We start from the raw sequence: 14,634 nt of genomic DNA, 5'->3' as shown, positions 1-14,634 counted from the left end.
TTGAATACAGGAGAGAGTTATGTATCCCGTCGACCTTCATATGCATACCGTTGCCAGCACGCATGCATATAGCACATTGAGTGATTACATTGCCCAGGCCAAACAAAAGGGCATTAAACTTTTTGCGATCACCGATCATGGCCCGGATATGGAAGATGCGCCGCATCACTGGCACTTCATTAACATGCGTATCTGGCCGCGAGTGGTTGATGGGGTAGGGATCCTGCGCGGCATCGAAGCTAACATTAAAAATGTTGATGGTGAAATTGATTGCAGCGGCAAAATGTTTGATTCGCTGGATCTGATTATTGCCGGTTTTCATGAGCCGGTTTTTGCGCCACATGACAAAGCGACCAATACACAAGCGATGATCGCCACTATCGCCAGCGGCAATGTGCATATAATAAGCCATCCCGGAAACCCGAAATATGAAATAGATGTTAAAGCCGTTGCTGAAGCAGCCGCGAAACATCAGGTGGCGCTGGAAATAAATAATTCCTCTTTTTTACACTCACGTAAGGGAAGTGAAGACAATTGTCGTGCGGTAGCCGCAGCGGTACGTGACGCTGGAGGTTGGGTGGCATTAGGCTCGGATTCTCACACCGCGTTTACCATGGGTGAATTTGAAGAGTGTCTTAAAATCCTCGACGCGGTAGATTTTCCGCCAGAGCGCATTTTGAATGTTTCTCCGCGCCGCTTACTTAACTTCCTTGAATCTCGCGGTATGGCACCGATTGCGGAATTTGCAGACCTTTAATTACTAGTAATGGAAATATATTAATGAACGAGTTTTCTATCCTCTGTCGTGTGCTGGGTTCGCTCTATTACCGCCAACCACAAGATCCTTTACTGGTGCCGCTGTTTACCCTGATTCGTGAGGGGAAACTGGCTGCGAACTGGCCACTGGAGCAGGATGAGTTGCTGACACGTTTGCAGAAAAGCTGTGATATGACGCAAGTCTCTGCCGATTACAATGCGTTGTTTATCGGCGATGAATGTGCTGTGCCGCCATATCGTAGCGCATGGGTTGAGGGCGCAACGGAAGCGGAAGTGCGCGCTTTTCTTTCCGAACGAGGGATGCCACTAGCGGATACGCCAGCCGATCACATCGGCACATTGCTGCTTGCGGCTTCCTGGCTGGAAGATCAGTCAACGGAAGATGAGAGCGAAGCACTGGAAACACTGTTCAGTGAGTATCTGTTACCCTGGTGTGGTGCGTTCCTTGGCAAAGTGGAGGCCCATGCAACTACGCCTTTCTGGCGCACCATGGCACCGCTAACCCGCGATGCTATTAGTGCAATGTGGGACGAGCTGGAAGAAGATTCTGAAGAGTAAATGTGATATGTATCACTCATAACTGCAACGAGTAATTTGTTGTTGCATAAAATGTGTGCTCGATCTCATTCATGGCCGCGTTTTCTGCTATCATGCGCGGCATGAACATACTTCTCTCTATTGCAATCACAACAGGCATTCTCTCCGGTATCTGGGGATGGGTGGCTGTTTCCCTGGGCTTACTAAGCTGGGCGGGCTTCCTGGGCTGTACGGCCTACTTTGCCTGCCCGCAAGGTGGGCTGAAAGGGCTGGCGATCTCCGCTGCAACCCTGCTTAGTGGCGTGGTGTGGGCGATGGTCATTATTTACGGTAGTGCATTGGCACCACATCTGGAAATACTCGGTTATGTAATAACCGGTATTGTCGCGTTTCTGATGTGTATCCAGGCGAAACAGCTGCTGCTTTCATTTGTTCCGGGGACGTTTATAGGCGCATGCGCGACGTTTGCCGGGCAGGGTGACTGGAAACTGGTGTTACCTTCGCTGGCGCTTGGACTGGTATTTGGTTACGCAATGAAAAACAGCGGCCTGTGGTTGGCGGCGCGTAGTGCAAAGACAGCTCACCGTGAGCAGCAAATCAAAAATAAAGCGTGAGGGGCACTCACGCTTTCGCTTAAACCGTAAAATGCCGGATGATAATTCCGGCTTTTTTATCTATCAGGATTCCGGTGGAACCGACATATGGCGGTATTTCACCAGAATGTCATTCTGCCGTTCTGCTTTATTTTGCAAATCCCACAGACCACGGTCGATACCATCATTAATCAGGAAAATGACCCCTGTTTCGATAGCCGACATCAGGCACAGCATAACAGGTTCGTTCGAGGTGTAACCCACTTCCCCTTCCAGCAAGCGCTGGTAGTCAATAAAGCGGAAAACCCCGGCCTGAACTTCATAAGAAAGTATCGTCTTACTGGTGTTCACCGAGGAGAGGATCTCACCGGTACTCACATTGACGACGCGCAGGTTCACGGCAATCTGATCGAGCTGGTATTGCGTGTCGGCACCGATTCCAAAATATCTTGCCCCAACCCCGCCCGATTTGACGTTGCTTTCATAACCGATAATCGAACCTTCAACCATGATATTTGCCGCCGTTAAAGATTGCAGCGGGATTCGGTTATTAATGGCAACTGTGCCGTTTTCTTGTGCCGCACGAATAATCTTGCGCTCGTTAAGCAGATTTTGTAAGCCCTGGCGCTCCAGCGGTATAAACCAGCGAGAATCTTTCAATGCCGTGACCAGCATTGCCGTGGCGCTTTGCGGAACAGCAGTGGAGAAGTTGCTTGCCGGGTAGGGTTTAAATTGCCCGGTTTCGTCCTGAATGTTGTATACCGAAACAAAGATCTTACCCGTCGGCGCTGGCAGATGGGTCAAATCTTTGTAGCTCTGAGCACGAGGCATTAATGTCGGTCTGGCGGCTTCTTTAGGCGGGGCGGTTAAGCATCCGCTCAGTAACATGACGGCAACCAAAAGAAATAAGCGCTGCATGATTATTTTCCTTATGAAGCTGGGGCTTAAAAATCGGTTGAGTTATTTTGTAAACCCGAAACCTGGATGGTCGAGGTTTGTCCGGTTTTACGATCTGTCACGTTCAACTGCAATTGACCATCGCGGTTAGCAATCTCAACAATATAATCGTTGGTCACCATGCGGCCCGGTTTACCGGTATTAATATTCGACAGTAGCCCACCCAAAATTTGTGACTGGATGGCCTGAGTAAAGTTATCTAACGCCGAGGGCGTTTCAATACCAAAGTCATCGTTATAGCTCGGATCTTTATAAGAGTTTTGGGCCTGAGCGCTATTTAACAAAAAAGCGCCATTATTTGGGTTACCACCAAAGTTTGGATTACGGAACTGGAAAGTCATGGTTCCAGCCCAACTTAATGGCGAAATAAGCATGAGTAGAACTACTGCATGTTTGACACGCATTGCAGCCTCCGAACAATTTATTATTTAAAATTCATCATGCGCCAAATCGCCCGTACTTAATAACGCCTGGTTTATCTGGCGACGATTTAGTGCTTCTTCAGTTTGAATCAGTGCAAAGACGACAGTTTTCTCGAAGTCTCTTTTCAACGGAAATAAAAAAGTCTGGAAAATAACGTCCTGATTCACCGTTATTGTGATCCAGCTTCCCCATCGTGCACTGGGCCTTTCATTAATCGTTAAGTTACCCGTATAGTCACTTTCCCATTTATCACTAAAGGCTCGGTAAAAATCATGGCCAATAGATGAAACAGTATGGTCAGTTAACAATCCCGGGACTTCTACCTCAACGGCGTGAAGATTCCCTGCGGCGAACAGAAATTCTGCCGCCACAATCCAGCGTAAATAACGTTTCATGGCTTTATCGCCTGAGGTTATCGTTTGCCCAGGAAACCGCTTGTGTCCGGTTTTTTACGGCTATCTTCTTGAAAAGATTATAAAGATGCGTTTTAACCGTATTTTCGCTGATGAACAACGAACGAGCGATCTCGTTATTAGACGCGCCGATACGCAGCTTATTCAGGATCTCTTTTTCCCGATGAGTAAGGAGGGCTGATTCCGTGCTGTTATAACGATAGTTACCTGAATGCGTAATCAGGTAACTGGCAAGCTTTTGCGTAAAGCAGCATTCGCCGCGCAGGACGCCTTGCAACCCATTGACAACACGTTCTTGATCCTCCATGGCATAAAAAACGCCGTTGATATGAGGCCAGTTTTCAATGTCGCGGTACGGGTAATCTTCAGGCGTATTTAGCAACAATATTTTGATATTGTTGTTTTTCCTGCTCAAAGTATCCTGCCAATAATGGATAAGCTTTTTATCCGCTTCCATCATATCCAGAAGAATAATAGAGCCTGAAGATATATCGTCCAGAGAACGTTGAATATTATGTAATTTTCCTGTAATTGCCAGCGATTGTTTAAGGTGCTGCAAGAGAGCTGTCGCCTGCAAAGAAGGTTTAGTGATCAACAATAATGTATGACCATGAATACTATGGACTTCATTAAACATGATGAAACCCCGCTTTTTTTATTGATCGCACACCTGACAGCTGCCTCTAAAATAGAAGCACCAGAAGTACTGACAGATGTTGCACTGCTGTGTGTAGTAATAAATCAGCCCTAAATGGGTAAAATATAAAACTAATGGATTATATCTGATTTCAATCTAGCCATTACAAATCTTAAATCAAGTGTTAAACATGTAACTAAATGTAACTCGTTATATTAAAATGTTAATCTCAAGGTTTTATTAAGTTTATAAATGATAGAAAAGTTGTACATTTGGTTTTTATTGCACAATTTTAAAAAATCATACAAATAGTGCTAACTTACTAATAATGCATATAAAAAATATTTCGCTGTAGTCCTTTCGTCATGAAAAACGTTCTTGTTTTTTCTCCATACCACCGTGGACAATTTTTTACTGCAAAAAGACGAGGTTTGTCACGGCTTGTGCGCAAGACATATCGCAGCAATCAGCGACGGGCAAGAAGAATGACTGTCTGGTGATTTTTGATAGCGGAAAACGGAGATTTAAAAGAAAACAAAATATTTTTGCGTAGATAACAGCGTATTTACGTGGGTTTTAATACTTTGGTATGAACAAAAAAAGAAAAATACAACGTGCGGGTGAGTTATTAAAAATATTTCCGCAGACATACTTTCCATCGTAACGCAGCGTTAACAAAATACAGGTTGCGTTAACAACCAAGTTGAAATGATTTAATTTCTTAAATGTACGACCAGGTCCAGGGTGACAACATGAAAAACAAATTGTTATTTATGATGTTAACAATACTGGGTGCGCCTGGGATTGCAGCCGCAGCAGGTTATGATTTAGCTAATTCAGAATATAACTTTGCGGTAAATGAATTGAGTAAGTCTTCATTTAATCAGGCAGCCATAATTGGTCAAGCTGGGACTAATAATAGTGCTCAGTTACGGCAGGGAGGCTCAAAACTTTTGGCGGTTGTTGCGCAAGAAGGTAGTAGCAACCGGGCAAAGATTGATCAGACAGGAGATTATAACCTTGCATATATTGATCAGGCGGGCAGTGCCAACGATGCCAGTATTTCGCAAGGTGCTTATGGTAATACTGCGATGATTATCCAGAAAGGTTCTGGTAATAAAGCAAATATTACACAGTATGGTACTCAAAAAACGGCAATTGTAGTGCAGAGACAGTCGCAAATGGCTATTCGCGTGACACAACGTTAATTTCCATTCGACTTTTAAATCAATCCGATGGGGGTTTTACATGAAACTTTTAAAAGTAGCAGCAATTGCAGCAATCGTATTCTCTGGTAGCGCTCTGGCAGGTGTTGTTCCTCAGTACGGCGGCGGCGGTGGCAACCACGGTGGTGGCGGTAATAACAGCGGCCCGAATTCAGAGCTGAATATTTACCAGTACGGTGGCGGTAACTCTGCTCTTGCTCTGCAAGCTGACGCCCGTAACTCTGATCTGACCATTACCCAGCACGGCGGCGGTAATGGCGCAGATGTGGGCCAAGGTTCTGATGACAGCTCAATCGATCTGACTCAGCGTGGTTTCGGCAACAGCGCTACTCTTGATCAGTGGAATGGTAAAGATTCTACTATGACTGTTAAACAGTTCGGTGGCGGTAACGGTGCTGCTGTTGACCAGACTGCATCTAACTCCAGCGTTAACGTCACTCAGGTTGGCTTTGGTAACAACGCGACCGCTCATCAGTACTAATACATCATCAGTATGAAAGAAACAGGGCGCAAGCCCTGTTTTTTTTCGGGAGAAGAATATGAATGCGTTATTACTCCTTGCGGCACTTTCCAGTCAGATAACCTTTAATACGACCCAGCAAGGGGATATGTACACCATTATTCCTGAAGTCACTCTTACTCAATCTTGTCTGTGCAGAGTACAAATATTGTCCCTGCGCGAAGGCAGTTCAGGGCAAAGTCAGACGAAGCAAGAAAAGACCCTTTCATTGCCTGCTAATCAACTCATTGCTTTGACGAAGTTGAGTTTAAATATTCCCCCGGACGATCGGGTGAAAATAGTTGTTACTGTTTCTGATGGACAGTCACTTCATTTATCACAACAATGGCCGCCCTCTTCAGAAAAGTCTTAATTTGTTGAAATATCGAGCATAAGATGAACCTGGAGAGAATGGTCTGCTGCGAATCAGCCAACCTGAAAGTATGGATAACACAACCCTCAAGGATGATTAATCATTGAGGAAATAGAATAAATGTTCAGACCTTTTTTAAACTCTCTTATGCTCGGCAGTTTGTTTTTTCCTTTTATTGCCATTGCAGGAAGCAGCGCGCAAGGGGGCGTGATCCATTTTTATGGCCAAATTGTGGAACCGGCATGTGACGTCAGCACCCAGTCATCAGCCGTAGAAATGAACTGCCCACAGAATGGTTCTGTTCCGCGTAAAACCTATTCCAGCAAAGCGTTAATGAGCGGCAATGTTAAAAACGCGCAAATAGCCTCAGTAAAAGTGCAGTATCTTGATAAACAGAAAAAGCTGGCTGTAATGAACATCGAATATAACTAAGTTTCTGAACAACTCACGTTGCTGAGCAGAAAAATGCGATTTAACCAAAAAGCCTGCTGTACACTTAAGAAACAAGAAGGTGTAAGGAGGCGTTATGAAAACGCGTATTCATGTTGTGCAGGGTGATATTACCAAACTGGCCGTTGATGTGATTGTGAATGCGGCTAATCCGTCATTAATGGGAGGCGGCGGCGTCGATGGGGCCATTCATCGCGCAGCGGGTCCGGCCCTGCTGGATGCCTGTTTAAAAGTCAGGCAGCAGCAGGGCGATTGCCCTACGGGGCATGCCGTTATTACGCTTGCAGGCGATCTTCCCGCGAAAGCCGTAGTGCACACCGTCGGGCCAGTCTGGCGTGGTGGTGAACAAAACGAAGACCAGCTTTTGCAGGATGCCTATCTCAATAGCCTGCGACTGGTGGCAGCAAACAGCTATACGTCAGTGGCTTTTCCTGCAATCAGTACTGGGGTTTATGGTTACCCCCGTGCGGCAGCGGCTGAAATCGCAGTAAAAACCGTTTCAGAATTTATTACCCGTCACGCTTTACCCGAACAGGTATACTTTGTCTGTTATGATGAAGAAAACGCCCACCTCTACGAAAGACTCCTTACCCAACAAGGAGATGAATGATTTGCCTCAGCTGGCGAGCGCGGTGCTGCCACTGTGTTCGCAACATCCCGGTCAGTGTGGACTTTTTCCTCTGGAGAAAAGTCTGGATGCGTTTGCCGCCCGGTATCGTCTGGCTGAAATGGCAGAGCATACACTGGATGTTCAGTATTACATCTGGCAGGACGATATGTCGGGTCGGTTACTGTTTTCCGCCCTGTTAGCCGCAGCAAAGCGTGGCGTTCGCGTACGTTTGTTGCTGGACGACAACAATACGCCCGGACTTGATAACATTTTACGCTTGCTTGACAGCCATCCACGCATTGAAGTCCGGCTTTTTAATCCTTTCTCGTTTCGCTTGCTACGTCCGCTTGGTTATATCACCGACTTTTCCCGTCTCAATCGCCGTATGCACAATAAAAGTTTCACTGTCGATGGCGTGGTGACGCTGGTGGGAGGACGAAATATTGGTGATGCCTATTTTGGTGCAGGGGAAGAGCCACTTTTTTCGGATTTAGATGTCATGGCAATAGGACCCGTGGTAGAGGACGTTGCCGATGATTTCGCCCGCTATTGGTATTGCAAATCGGTTTCACCCTTACAGCAGGTGCTGGATGTCCCGGAAGGTGAAATGGCGGATCGCATCGAGTTACCGGCATCCTGGCATGACGATGCCATGACGCATCGTTATTTACGCAAAATGGAATCCAGTCCGTTTATACATCATCTGGTTGATGGAACGTTGTCGCTTATCTGGGCGAAAACACGTTTATTAAGTGATGATCCGGCGAAAGGGGAGGGCAAGGCAAAACGGCATTCACTGTTACCGCAGCGCCTGTTCGATATCATGGGCTCACCCAGTGAACGCATCGATATTATCTCTTCCTATTTTGTACCGACACGTGCAGGTGTGGCGCAACTCTTACGGATGGTGAGAAAAGGGGTAAAGATTGCGATCCTAACCAATTCTCTTGCCGCTAACGATGTTGCTGTCGTCCATGCAGGATACGCGCGCTGGCGCAAAAAATTGCTCCGCTATGGGGTGGAATTATATGAACTCAAGCCGACGCGTGAACAAAGTAGTACGTTACACGATCGCGGCATAACCGGTAATTCAGGGGCCAGCCTGCATGCTAAAACCTTTAGTATCGATGGTAAAACGGTGTTTATCGGCTCTTTCAATTTCGATCCGCGTTCAACGTTGCTCAATACTGAAATGGGCTTCGTGATAGAGAGCGAAACGCTGGCACAGTTAATTGATAAACGCTTTATTCAGAGCCAGTATGATGCGGCCTGGCAGCTCCGTCTGGACAGGTGGGGACGGATCAACTGGGTTGATCGTCATGCAAAGAAAGAGATTATTCTCAAAAAAGAACCCGCCACCAGTTTCTGGAAGCGGGTTATGGTCAAACTGGCGTCGATATTGCCCGTGGAATGGTTATTGTAAACGCGACTTAACGGGCTGGTGCTTTATCGTTCTCACGCTTAACAACCGGTTTACCAGAGAACAAAAACTTCAATAATGGGATGCGTAAATGAATTTCATACAGAATTATCGCAATCCCTACTACGAATATCAGGCCACAGAGAAAACCAAGCCAGTTGGAGGTGATGTGTGGTGTAATGTATGCGCCGAAAAACAGCGTTAACGGGTGGTGAACCAGATAGATAAACAGCGATGCGTTAACAAAATAAGTCACCCGCGCTGACTGGAAGTTAAGCAAACGGTGGCCAAAGGAGAAGACCACATTCACCATCCACAGACCGAGGACCATAGTGATCACCGACTCGGTTTCATACATCCAGGCATCGCCACTGCCATAGCGCTGGTTGAGTAAATAAGCGACAAACGCCAATGCTGCTGCAAGGGTACAGCCACGAGACGGCGTGGTAAACAAGGCTTTAAGATGAGGGAAAATGAAAGCCAGTGCGCCGAGGATAAAGAACGGCAAATAAAATAACGTTTGCATGACAATAAAATTGAACATGCCGTTACTCAGAATGGGTGGATACACAATAAAAATCGTTCTTCTTATTACCGCATAACCGATGCCGAGGCACAAAAAAATCACCGATAATTTTACCATCGAGAATTTTTTATTCGTTTTATCAGAATTTTCTAAATTATTTCTGATGCGTTTAAATATCCATACGCACAGCGTCGTCATGACCACTAACACCAGTAAAAACCACAGGTGTGATATTAATTCCCAGGCCAACGTATTATATTTGTCATACAATGACAGCCTAGGCCAACTTTCCGCTTTCCCTTTGACGTATTGCAGCATAATAAATTGCGGCAATGTCAGTAAGGGGATGGCTGTTAACATCGGGATCCCTACACGTTCGACACGTACTTTCCACCATTTTTTCAAGGGATAGCGTAAAAAAAGCATGTAGGAAAAGTACCCGGATATAACGAAAAACACCTGCATGCGGAACGAGTGGATGAAGTCATTAAAAAGGGTCAGCCACAATGACGGTTCGGCGCTATTCACATGCCATGTATGGCTCGAATAGATTAAAGAAATATGAAAAGGGATCCCTAACAACATCAGCCAGGCGCGGATGGAGTCGAGGAAATATTCACGTTGCGCGGGTACTGGATTCATATATGGTTAACTAATCTCGGATTTTTCGTCTTATCCCTGTCGGGTTATGCCTTTAGGCTTGTTGCCATAGCGACACCGACCTGACCGCGCCAGGCGCAGGCTTCAAGGTTTTTATGCATAGCATCATCGCTACCACTAACCAGAATGGAAGCGTCTGTAAGACGGTTGATAAATAAATTTGCTGGCAAACCCTACACGAAGTCGATGCTTCTGTCTTTAGGAGAAGCACGGAAAGTGAAAACGGTTGCAATCAGGTGCTTAATCCATGAGCCAGTGTGCTGAACGATACCGGGATTCTGTTGTCGGAATGGCAGGTTATCCATTAAAATAGATCGGATCGATATAAGCACACAAAGGGGGAAGTGCTTACTAATTATGAAACATAAACTACAAATGATGAAAATGCGTTGGTTGAGTGCTGCAGTAATGTTAACCCTGTATACATCTTCAAGCTGGGCTTTCAGTATTGATGATGTCGCAAAGCAAGCTCAATCCTTAGCCGGGAAAGGCTATGAGGCGCCCAAAAGCAACTTGCCCTCCGTTTTCCGCGATATGAAATACGCGGACTATCAGCAGATCCAGTTTAATCATGACAAAGCGTACTGGAACAATCTGAAGACCCCATTCAAACTCGAGTTCTACCATCAGGGTATGTACTTCGATACCCCGGTCAAAATAAATGAAGTGACTGCCACCGCAGTCAAACGAATCAAATACAGCCCGGATTATTTCACTTTCGGCGATGTTCAGCATGACAAAGACACGGTAAAAGACCTTGGTTTTGCCGGTTTCAAAGTGCTTTACCCGATCAACAGCAAAGATAAAAACGATGAAATCGTCAGCATGCTCGGGGCCAGCTATTTCCGCGTGATTGGTGCAGGTCAGGTTTATGGCCTTTCTGCACGCGGCCTGGCAATTGATACCGCCTTGCCATCGGGTGAAGAATTTCCACGCTTCAAAGAGTTCTGGATCGAGCGTCCAAAACCGACTGATAAACGTTTAACCATTTATGCATTGCTTGACTCGCCGCGCGCGACAGGTGCTTACAAATTCGTAGTTATGCCAGGACGTGACACGGTTGTGGATGTGCAGTCGAAAATCTATCTGCGCGATAAAGTCGGCAAACTGGGGGTTGCACCGTTAACCAGTATGTTCCTGTTTGGGCCGAACCAACCGTCGCCTGCAAATAACTATCGTCCGGAGTTGCACGACTCTAACGGTCTGTCTATCCATGCTGGTAATGGCGAATGGATCTGGCGTCCGTTGAATAACCCGAAACATTTAGCGGTCAGCAGCTTCTCGATGGAAAACCCGCAAGGCTTCGGTCTATTGCAGCGTGGTCGTGATTTCTCCCGCTTTGAAGATCTCGATGATCGTTACGATCTTCGTCCAAGCGCATGGGTGACTCCGAAAGGGGAGTGGGGCAAAGGCAGCGTTGAGCTGGTGGAAATTCCAACCAACGATGAAACCAACGATAACATCGTCGCTTACTGGACGCCGGATCAGCTGCCGGAGCCGGGTAAAGAGATGAACTTTAAATACACCATCACCTTCAGCCGTGATGAAGACAAACTGCATGCGCCAGATAACGCATGGGTGCAACAAACGCGTCGTTCAACGGGGGATGTGAAGCAGTCGAACCTGATTCGCCAGCCTGACGGTACTATCGCCTTTGTGGTCGATTTTACCGGCGCTGAGATGAAAAAACTGCCAGAGGATACCCCGGTCACAGCGCAAACCAGCATTGGTGATAATGGTGAGATAGTTGAAAGCACGGTGCGTTATAACCCGGTTACCAAAGGCTGGCGTCTGGTGATGCGTGTGAAAGTGAAAGATGCCAAGAAAACCACTGAAATGCGTGCTGCGCTGGTGAATGCCGATCAGACGTTGAGTGAAACCTGGAGCTACCAGTTACCTGCCAATGAATAAGACAACTGAGTACATTGACGCAATGCCCATCGCCGCAAGCGAGAAAGCGGCATTGCCGAAGACTGATATCCGCGCCGTTCATCAGGCGCTGGATGCCGAACACCGCACCTGGGCGCGGGAGGATGACTCCCCGCAAGGCTCGGTAAAGGCGCGTCTGGAACAAGCCTGGCCAGATTCACTTGCTGATGGACAGTTAATTAAAGACGACGAAGGGCGCGATCAGCTAAAGGCGATGCCAGAAGTAAAACGCTCCTCGATGTTTCCCGACCCGTGGCGTACCAACCCGGTAGGCCGTTTCTGGGATCGCCTGCGTGGACGCGATGTGACGCCGCGCTATCTGGCTCGTTTGACCAAAGAAGAGCAGGAGAGTGAGCAAAAGTGGCGTACCGTCGGTACCATCCGCCGTTACATTCTGTTGATCCTGACGCTCGCGCAAACTGTTGTCGCGACCTGGTATATGAAGACCATTCTTCCTTATCAGGGGTGGGCGCTGATTAATCCTATGGATATGGTTGGTCAGGATGTGTGGGTTTCCTTTATGCAGCTTCTGCCTTATATGCTGCAAACCGGTATCCTGATCCTCTTTGCGGTACTGTTCTGTTGGGTGTCCGCCGGATTCTGGACGGCGTTGATGGGCTTCCTGCAACTGCTTATTGGTCGCGATAAATACAGTATATCTGCGTCAACAGTTGGCGATGAACCATTAAACCCGGAGCATCGCACGGCGTTGATCATGCCTATCTGTAACGAAGACGTGAACCGTGTTTTTGCTGGCTTGCGTGCAACGTGGGAATCAGTAAAAGCCACCGGGAATGCCAAACATTTTGATGTCTACATTCTTAGTGACAGTTATAACCCGGATATCTGCGTCGCAGAGCAAAAAGCCTGGATGGAGCTTATCGCTGAAGTCGGTGGCGAAGGTCAGATTTTCTATCGCCGCCGCCGCCGTCGCGTGAAGCGTAAAAGCGGTAATATCGATGACTTCTGCCGTCGCTGGGGCAGCCAGTACAGCTACATGGTGGTGCTGGATGCTGACTCGGTAATGACCGGTGATTGTTTGTGCGGCCTGGTGCGCCTGATGGAAGCCAACCCGAACGCCGGGATCATTCAGTCGTCGCCGAAAGCGTCCGGCATGGATACGCTGTATGCGCGCTGTCAGCAGTTCGCGACCCGCGTGTATGGGCCACTGTTTACAGCCGGTTTGCACTTCTGGCAACTTGGCGAGTCGCACTACTGGGGGCATAACGCGATTGTCCGCGTGAAACCGTTTATCGAGCACTGTGCACTGGCTCCGCTGCCGGGCGAAGGTTCTTTTGCCGGTTCAATCCTGTCACATGACTTCGTGGAAGCGGCGTTGATGCGCCGTGCAGGTTGGGGGGTCTGGATTGCTTACGATCTCCCGGGTTCTTATGAAGAATTACCGCCTAACTTGCTTGATGAGCTAAAACGTGACCGCCGCTGGTGCCACGGTAACCTGATGAACTTCCGTCTGTTCCTGGTGAAGGGTATGCACCCGGTTCACCGTGCGGTGTTCCTGACGGGCGTGATGTCTTATCTCTCCGCTCCGCTGTGGTTTATGTTCCTCGCGCTCTCTACTGCATTGCAGGTAGTACATGCGTTGACCGAACCGCAATACTTCCTGCAACCACGGCAGTTGTTCCCGGTATGGCCGCAGTGGCGTCCTGAGCTGGCGATTGCACTTTTTGCTTCGACCATGGTGCTGTTGTTCCTGCCGAAGCTATTGAGCATTTTGCTTATCTGGTGCAAAGGAACGAAAGAATACGGCGGCTTCTGGCGCGTTACATTATCGTTGCTGCTGGAAGTGCTGTTTTCCGTGCTGCTGGCTCCGGTTCGCATGTTGTTCCATACGGTCTTCGTCGTCAGCGCGTTCCTTGGCTGGGAAGTAGTGTGGAATTCGCCGCAGCGTGATGATGACTCCACTTCCTGGGGGGAAGCGTTCAAACGCCACGGCTCACAGCTGCTGTTAGGGTTAGTGTGGGCTGTTGGGATGGCGTGGCTGGATCTGCGTTTTCTGTTCTGGCTGGCACCGATTGTCTTCTCGTTGATCCTGTCACCGTTTGTTTCGGTTATTTCCAGCCGTGCCACCGTTGGTCTGCGAACCAAACGCTGGAAACTGTTCCTGATCCCGGAAGAGTATTCACCGCCGCAGGTGCTGGTTGATACCGATCGGTTCCTTGAGATGAATCGTCAACGCTCCCTTGATGATGGTTTTATGCACGCGGTGTTTAACCCGTCATTTAACGCTCTGGCAACCGCAATGGCGACCGCGCGTCACCGCGCCAGCAAGGTGCTGGAAATCGCCCGTGACCGCCACGTTGAACAGGCGCTGAACGAGACGCCAGAGAAGCTGAATCGCGATCGTCGCCTGGTGCTGCTAAGCGATCCGGTGACGATGGCCCGTCTGCATTTCCGCGTCTGGAATTCCCCGGAGAGATATTCTTCATGGGTGAGTTATTACGAAGGGATAAAGCTCAATCCACTGGCATTGCGTAAACCGGATGCGGCTTCGCAATAAAAACGTAGTTGCCTGATGCGCTACGCTTATCAGGCCTACATCGTTCCTGCAATTTATTGATTTTGCAAGATTTTGTAGGTCGGGTA

16 protein-coding genes are annotated in these 14,634 nt (G+C 47.9%); 11 read left to right on the top strand and 5 right to left on the bottom strand.

Going from position 1 to position 14,634, the window contains the following annotated elements; translation table 11 throughout:
• Positions 1 to 19 precede the first annotated feature (19 nt).
• The 3 genes from ycdX (at position 20) to C4F37_RS00485 (ending at position 1,928) form a co-directional block, all read left to right on the top strand.
• Positions 20 to 757, top strand: a complete 738-nt coding sequence (gene ycdX / locus C4F37_RS00495) for a zinc-binding phosphatase (protein WP_000283664.1) — start codon at positions 20 to 22, stop codon at positions 755 to 757.
• Between the two features lie 23 nt (positions 758 to 780).
• A complete protein-coding gene (ycdY, locus tag C4F37_RS00490; RefSeq protein WP_001001921.1) occupies positions 781 to 1,335 on the top strand; it encodes a molecular chaperone YcdY in 555 nt (184 codons plus the stop codon).
• 101 nt (positions 1,336 to 1,436) lie between these two features.
• Positions 1,437 to 1,928: a DUF1097 domain-containing protein gene (locus C4F37_RS00485; RefSeq protein ID WP_001340063.1), complete on the top strand. Its 492-nt coding sequence runs from the start codon at positions 1,437 to 1,439 to the stop codon at positions 1,926 to 1,928.
• Between the two features lie 63 nt (positions 1,929 to 1,991).
• Here the strand turns inward: C4F37_RS00485 and csgG are convergent, their stop codons facing one another.
• Genes csgG through csgD form a run of 4 tightly spaced genes read right to left on the bottom strand, consistent with a single transcriptional unit; the run spans position 1,992 to position 4,337 of the window.
• Complete coding sequence (gene csgG / locus C4F37_RS00480) at positions 1,992 to 2,825, bottom strand: curli production assembly/transport protein CsgG (RefSeq protein ID WP_001189321.1); 834 nt, start codon at positions 2,823 to 2,825, stop codon at positions 1,992 to 1,994.
• A 26-nt stretch (positions 2,826 to 2,851) separates the two neighbouring features.
• A complete protein-coding gene (csgF, locus tag C4F37_RS00475; protein ID WP_001538544.1) occupies positions 2,852 to 3,268 on the bottom strand; it encodes a curli production assembly/transport protein CsgF in 417 nt (138 codons plus the stop codon).
• A gap of 24 nt (positions 3,269 to 3,292) precedes the next feature.
• Positions 3,293 to 3,682 carry a curli production assembly/transport protein CsgE gene (csgE, locus tag C4F37_RS00470; protein WP_000833288.1) on the bottom strand — a complete coding sequence of 130 codons (390 nt, stop codon included), beginning with the start codon at positions 3,680 to 3,682 and terminating at the stop codon, positions 3,293 to 3,295.
• A 4-nt stretch (positions 3,683 to 3,686) separates the two neighbouring features.
• The gene (csgD, locus tag C4F37_RS00465) at positions 3,687 to 4,337 is read right to left on the bottom strand and encodes a biofilm master transcriptional regulator CsgD (protein WP_001538545.1); all 651 of its coding nucleotides are present in this window, start codon (positions 4,335 to 4,337) and stop codon (positions 3,687 to 3,689) included.
• 752 nt (positions 4,338 to 5,089) lie between these two features.
• Between csgD and csgB the strand changes: the two genes are divergently transcribed.
• From csgB to clsC, 6 genes are all read left to right on the top strand, one after another.
• The gene (csgB, locus tag C4F37_RS00450) at positions 5,090 to 5,545 is read left to right on the top strand and encodes a curli minor subunit CsgB (protein WP_000791650.1); all 456 of its coding nucleotides are present in this window, start codon (positions 5,090 to 5,092) and stop codon (positions 5,543 to 5,545) included.
• A 40-nt stretch (positions 5,546 to 5,585) separates the two neighbouring features.
• Positions 5,586 to 6,044, top strand: coding sequence for a curli major subunit CsgA (csgA, locus tag C4F37_RS00445; protein ID WP_000771429.1), 459 nt, complete (start codon positions 5,586 to 5,588; stop codon positions 6,042 to 6,044).
• 58 nt (positions 6,045 to 6,102) lie between these two features.
• A complete protein-coding gene (gene csgC / locus C4F37_RS00440; protein ID WP_001538546.1) occupies positions 6,103 to 6,435 on the top strand; it encodes a curli assembly chaperone CsgC in 333 nt (110 codons plus the stop codon).
• A 120-nt stretch (positions 6,436 to 6,555) separates the two neighbouring features.
• On the top strand, positions 6,556 to 6,867 hold the full coding sequence (ymdA, locus tag C4F37_RS00435; protein ID WP_001538547.1) for a protein YmdA: 312 nt from the start codon (positions 6,556 to 6,558) through the stop codon (positions 6,865 to 6,867).
• Positions 6,868 to 6,961: 94 nt separating this feature from the next.
• Entirely contained in the window at positions 6,962 to 7,495 is a 534-nt protein-coding gene (gene ymdB / locus C4F37_RS00430; RefSeq protein ID WP_000857405.1) for an O-acetyl-ADP-ribose deacetylase, read from the top strand.
• Positions 7,437 to 8,918, top strand: a complete 1,482-nt coding sequence (gene clsC, locus C4F37_RS00425; protein WP_001538548.1) for a cardiolipin synthase ClsC — start codon at positions 7,437 to 7,439, stop codon at positions 8,916 to 8,918. The genes ymdB and clsC overlap by 59 nt, the downstream gene beginning before the upstream one ends.
• 7 nt (positions 8,919 to 8,925) lie before the next feature.
• Here the strand turns inward: clsC and mdoC are convergent, their stop codons facing one another.
• Positions 8,926 to 10,083 (bottom strand): glucans biosynthesis protein MdoC, encoded by a 1,158-nt coding sequence (gene mdoC / locus C4F37_RS00420; protein ID WP_001070362.1) that lies wholly within the window; start codon positions 10,081 to 10,083, stop codon positions 8,926 to 8,928.
• Between the two features lie 393 nt (positions 10,084 to 10,476).
• Here mdoC and mdoG point away from each other — a divergent pair, with 393 nt between their 5' ends.
• Positions 10,477 to 12,012 carry a glucans biosynthesis protein MdoG gene (gene mdoG / locus C4F37_RS00405; RefSeq protein WP_001300662.1) on the top strand — a complete coding sequence of 512 codons (1,536 nt, stop codon included), beginning with the start codon at positions 10,477 to 10,479 and terminating at the stop codon, positions 12,010 to 12,012.
• Positions 12,005 to 14,548 carry a glucans biosynthesis glucosyltransferase MdoH gene (gene mdoH, locus C4F37_RS00400; protein WP_071590415.1) on the top strand — a complete coding sequence of 848 codons (2,544 nt, stop codon included), beginning with the start codon at positions 12,005 to 12,007 and terminating at the stop codon, positions 14,546 to 14,548. The genes mdoG and mdoH overlap by 8 nt, the downstream gene beginning before the upstream one ends.
• The last annotated feature ends 86 nt before the right edge of the window (positions 14,549 to 14,634 follow it).

It is taken from the genome of Escherichia sp. R1 (genome assembly GCF_003000935.1).
Lineage (GTDB): Bacteria > Pseudomonadota > Gammaproteobacteria > Enterobacterales > Enterobacteriaceae > Escherichia > Escherichia coli.
This window is presented reverse-complemented; position numbering and strand designations above follow the sequence as displayed.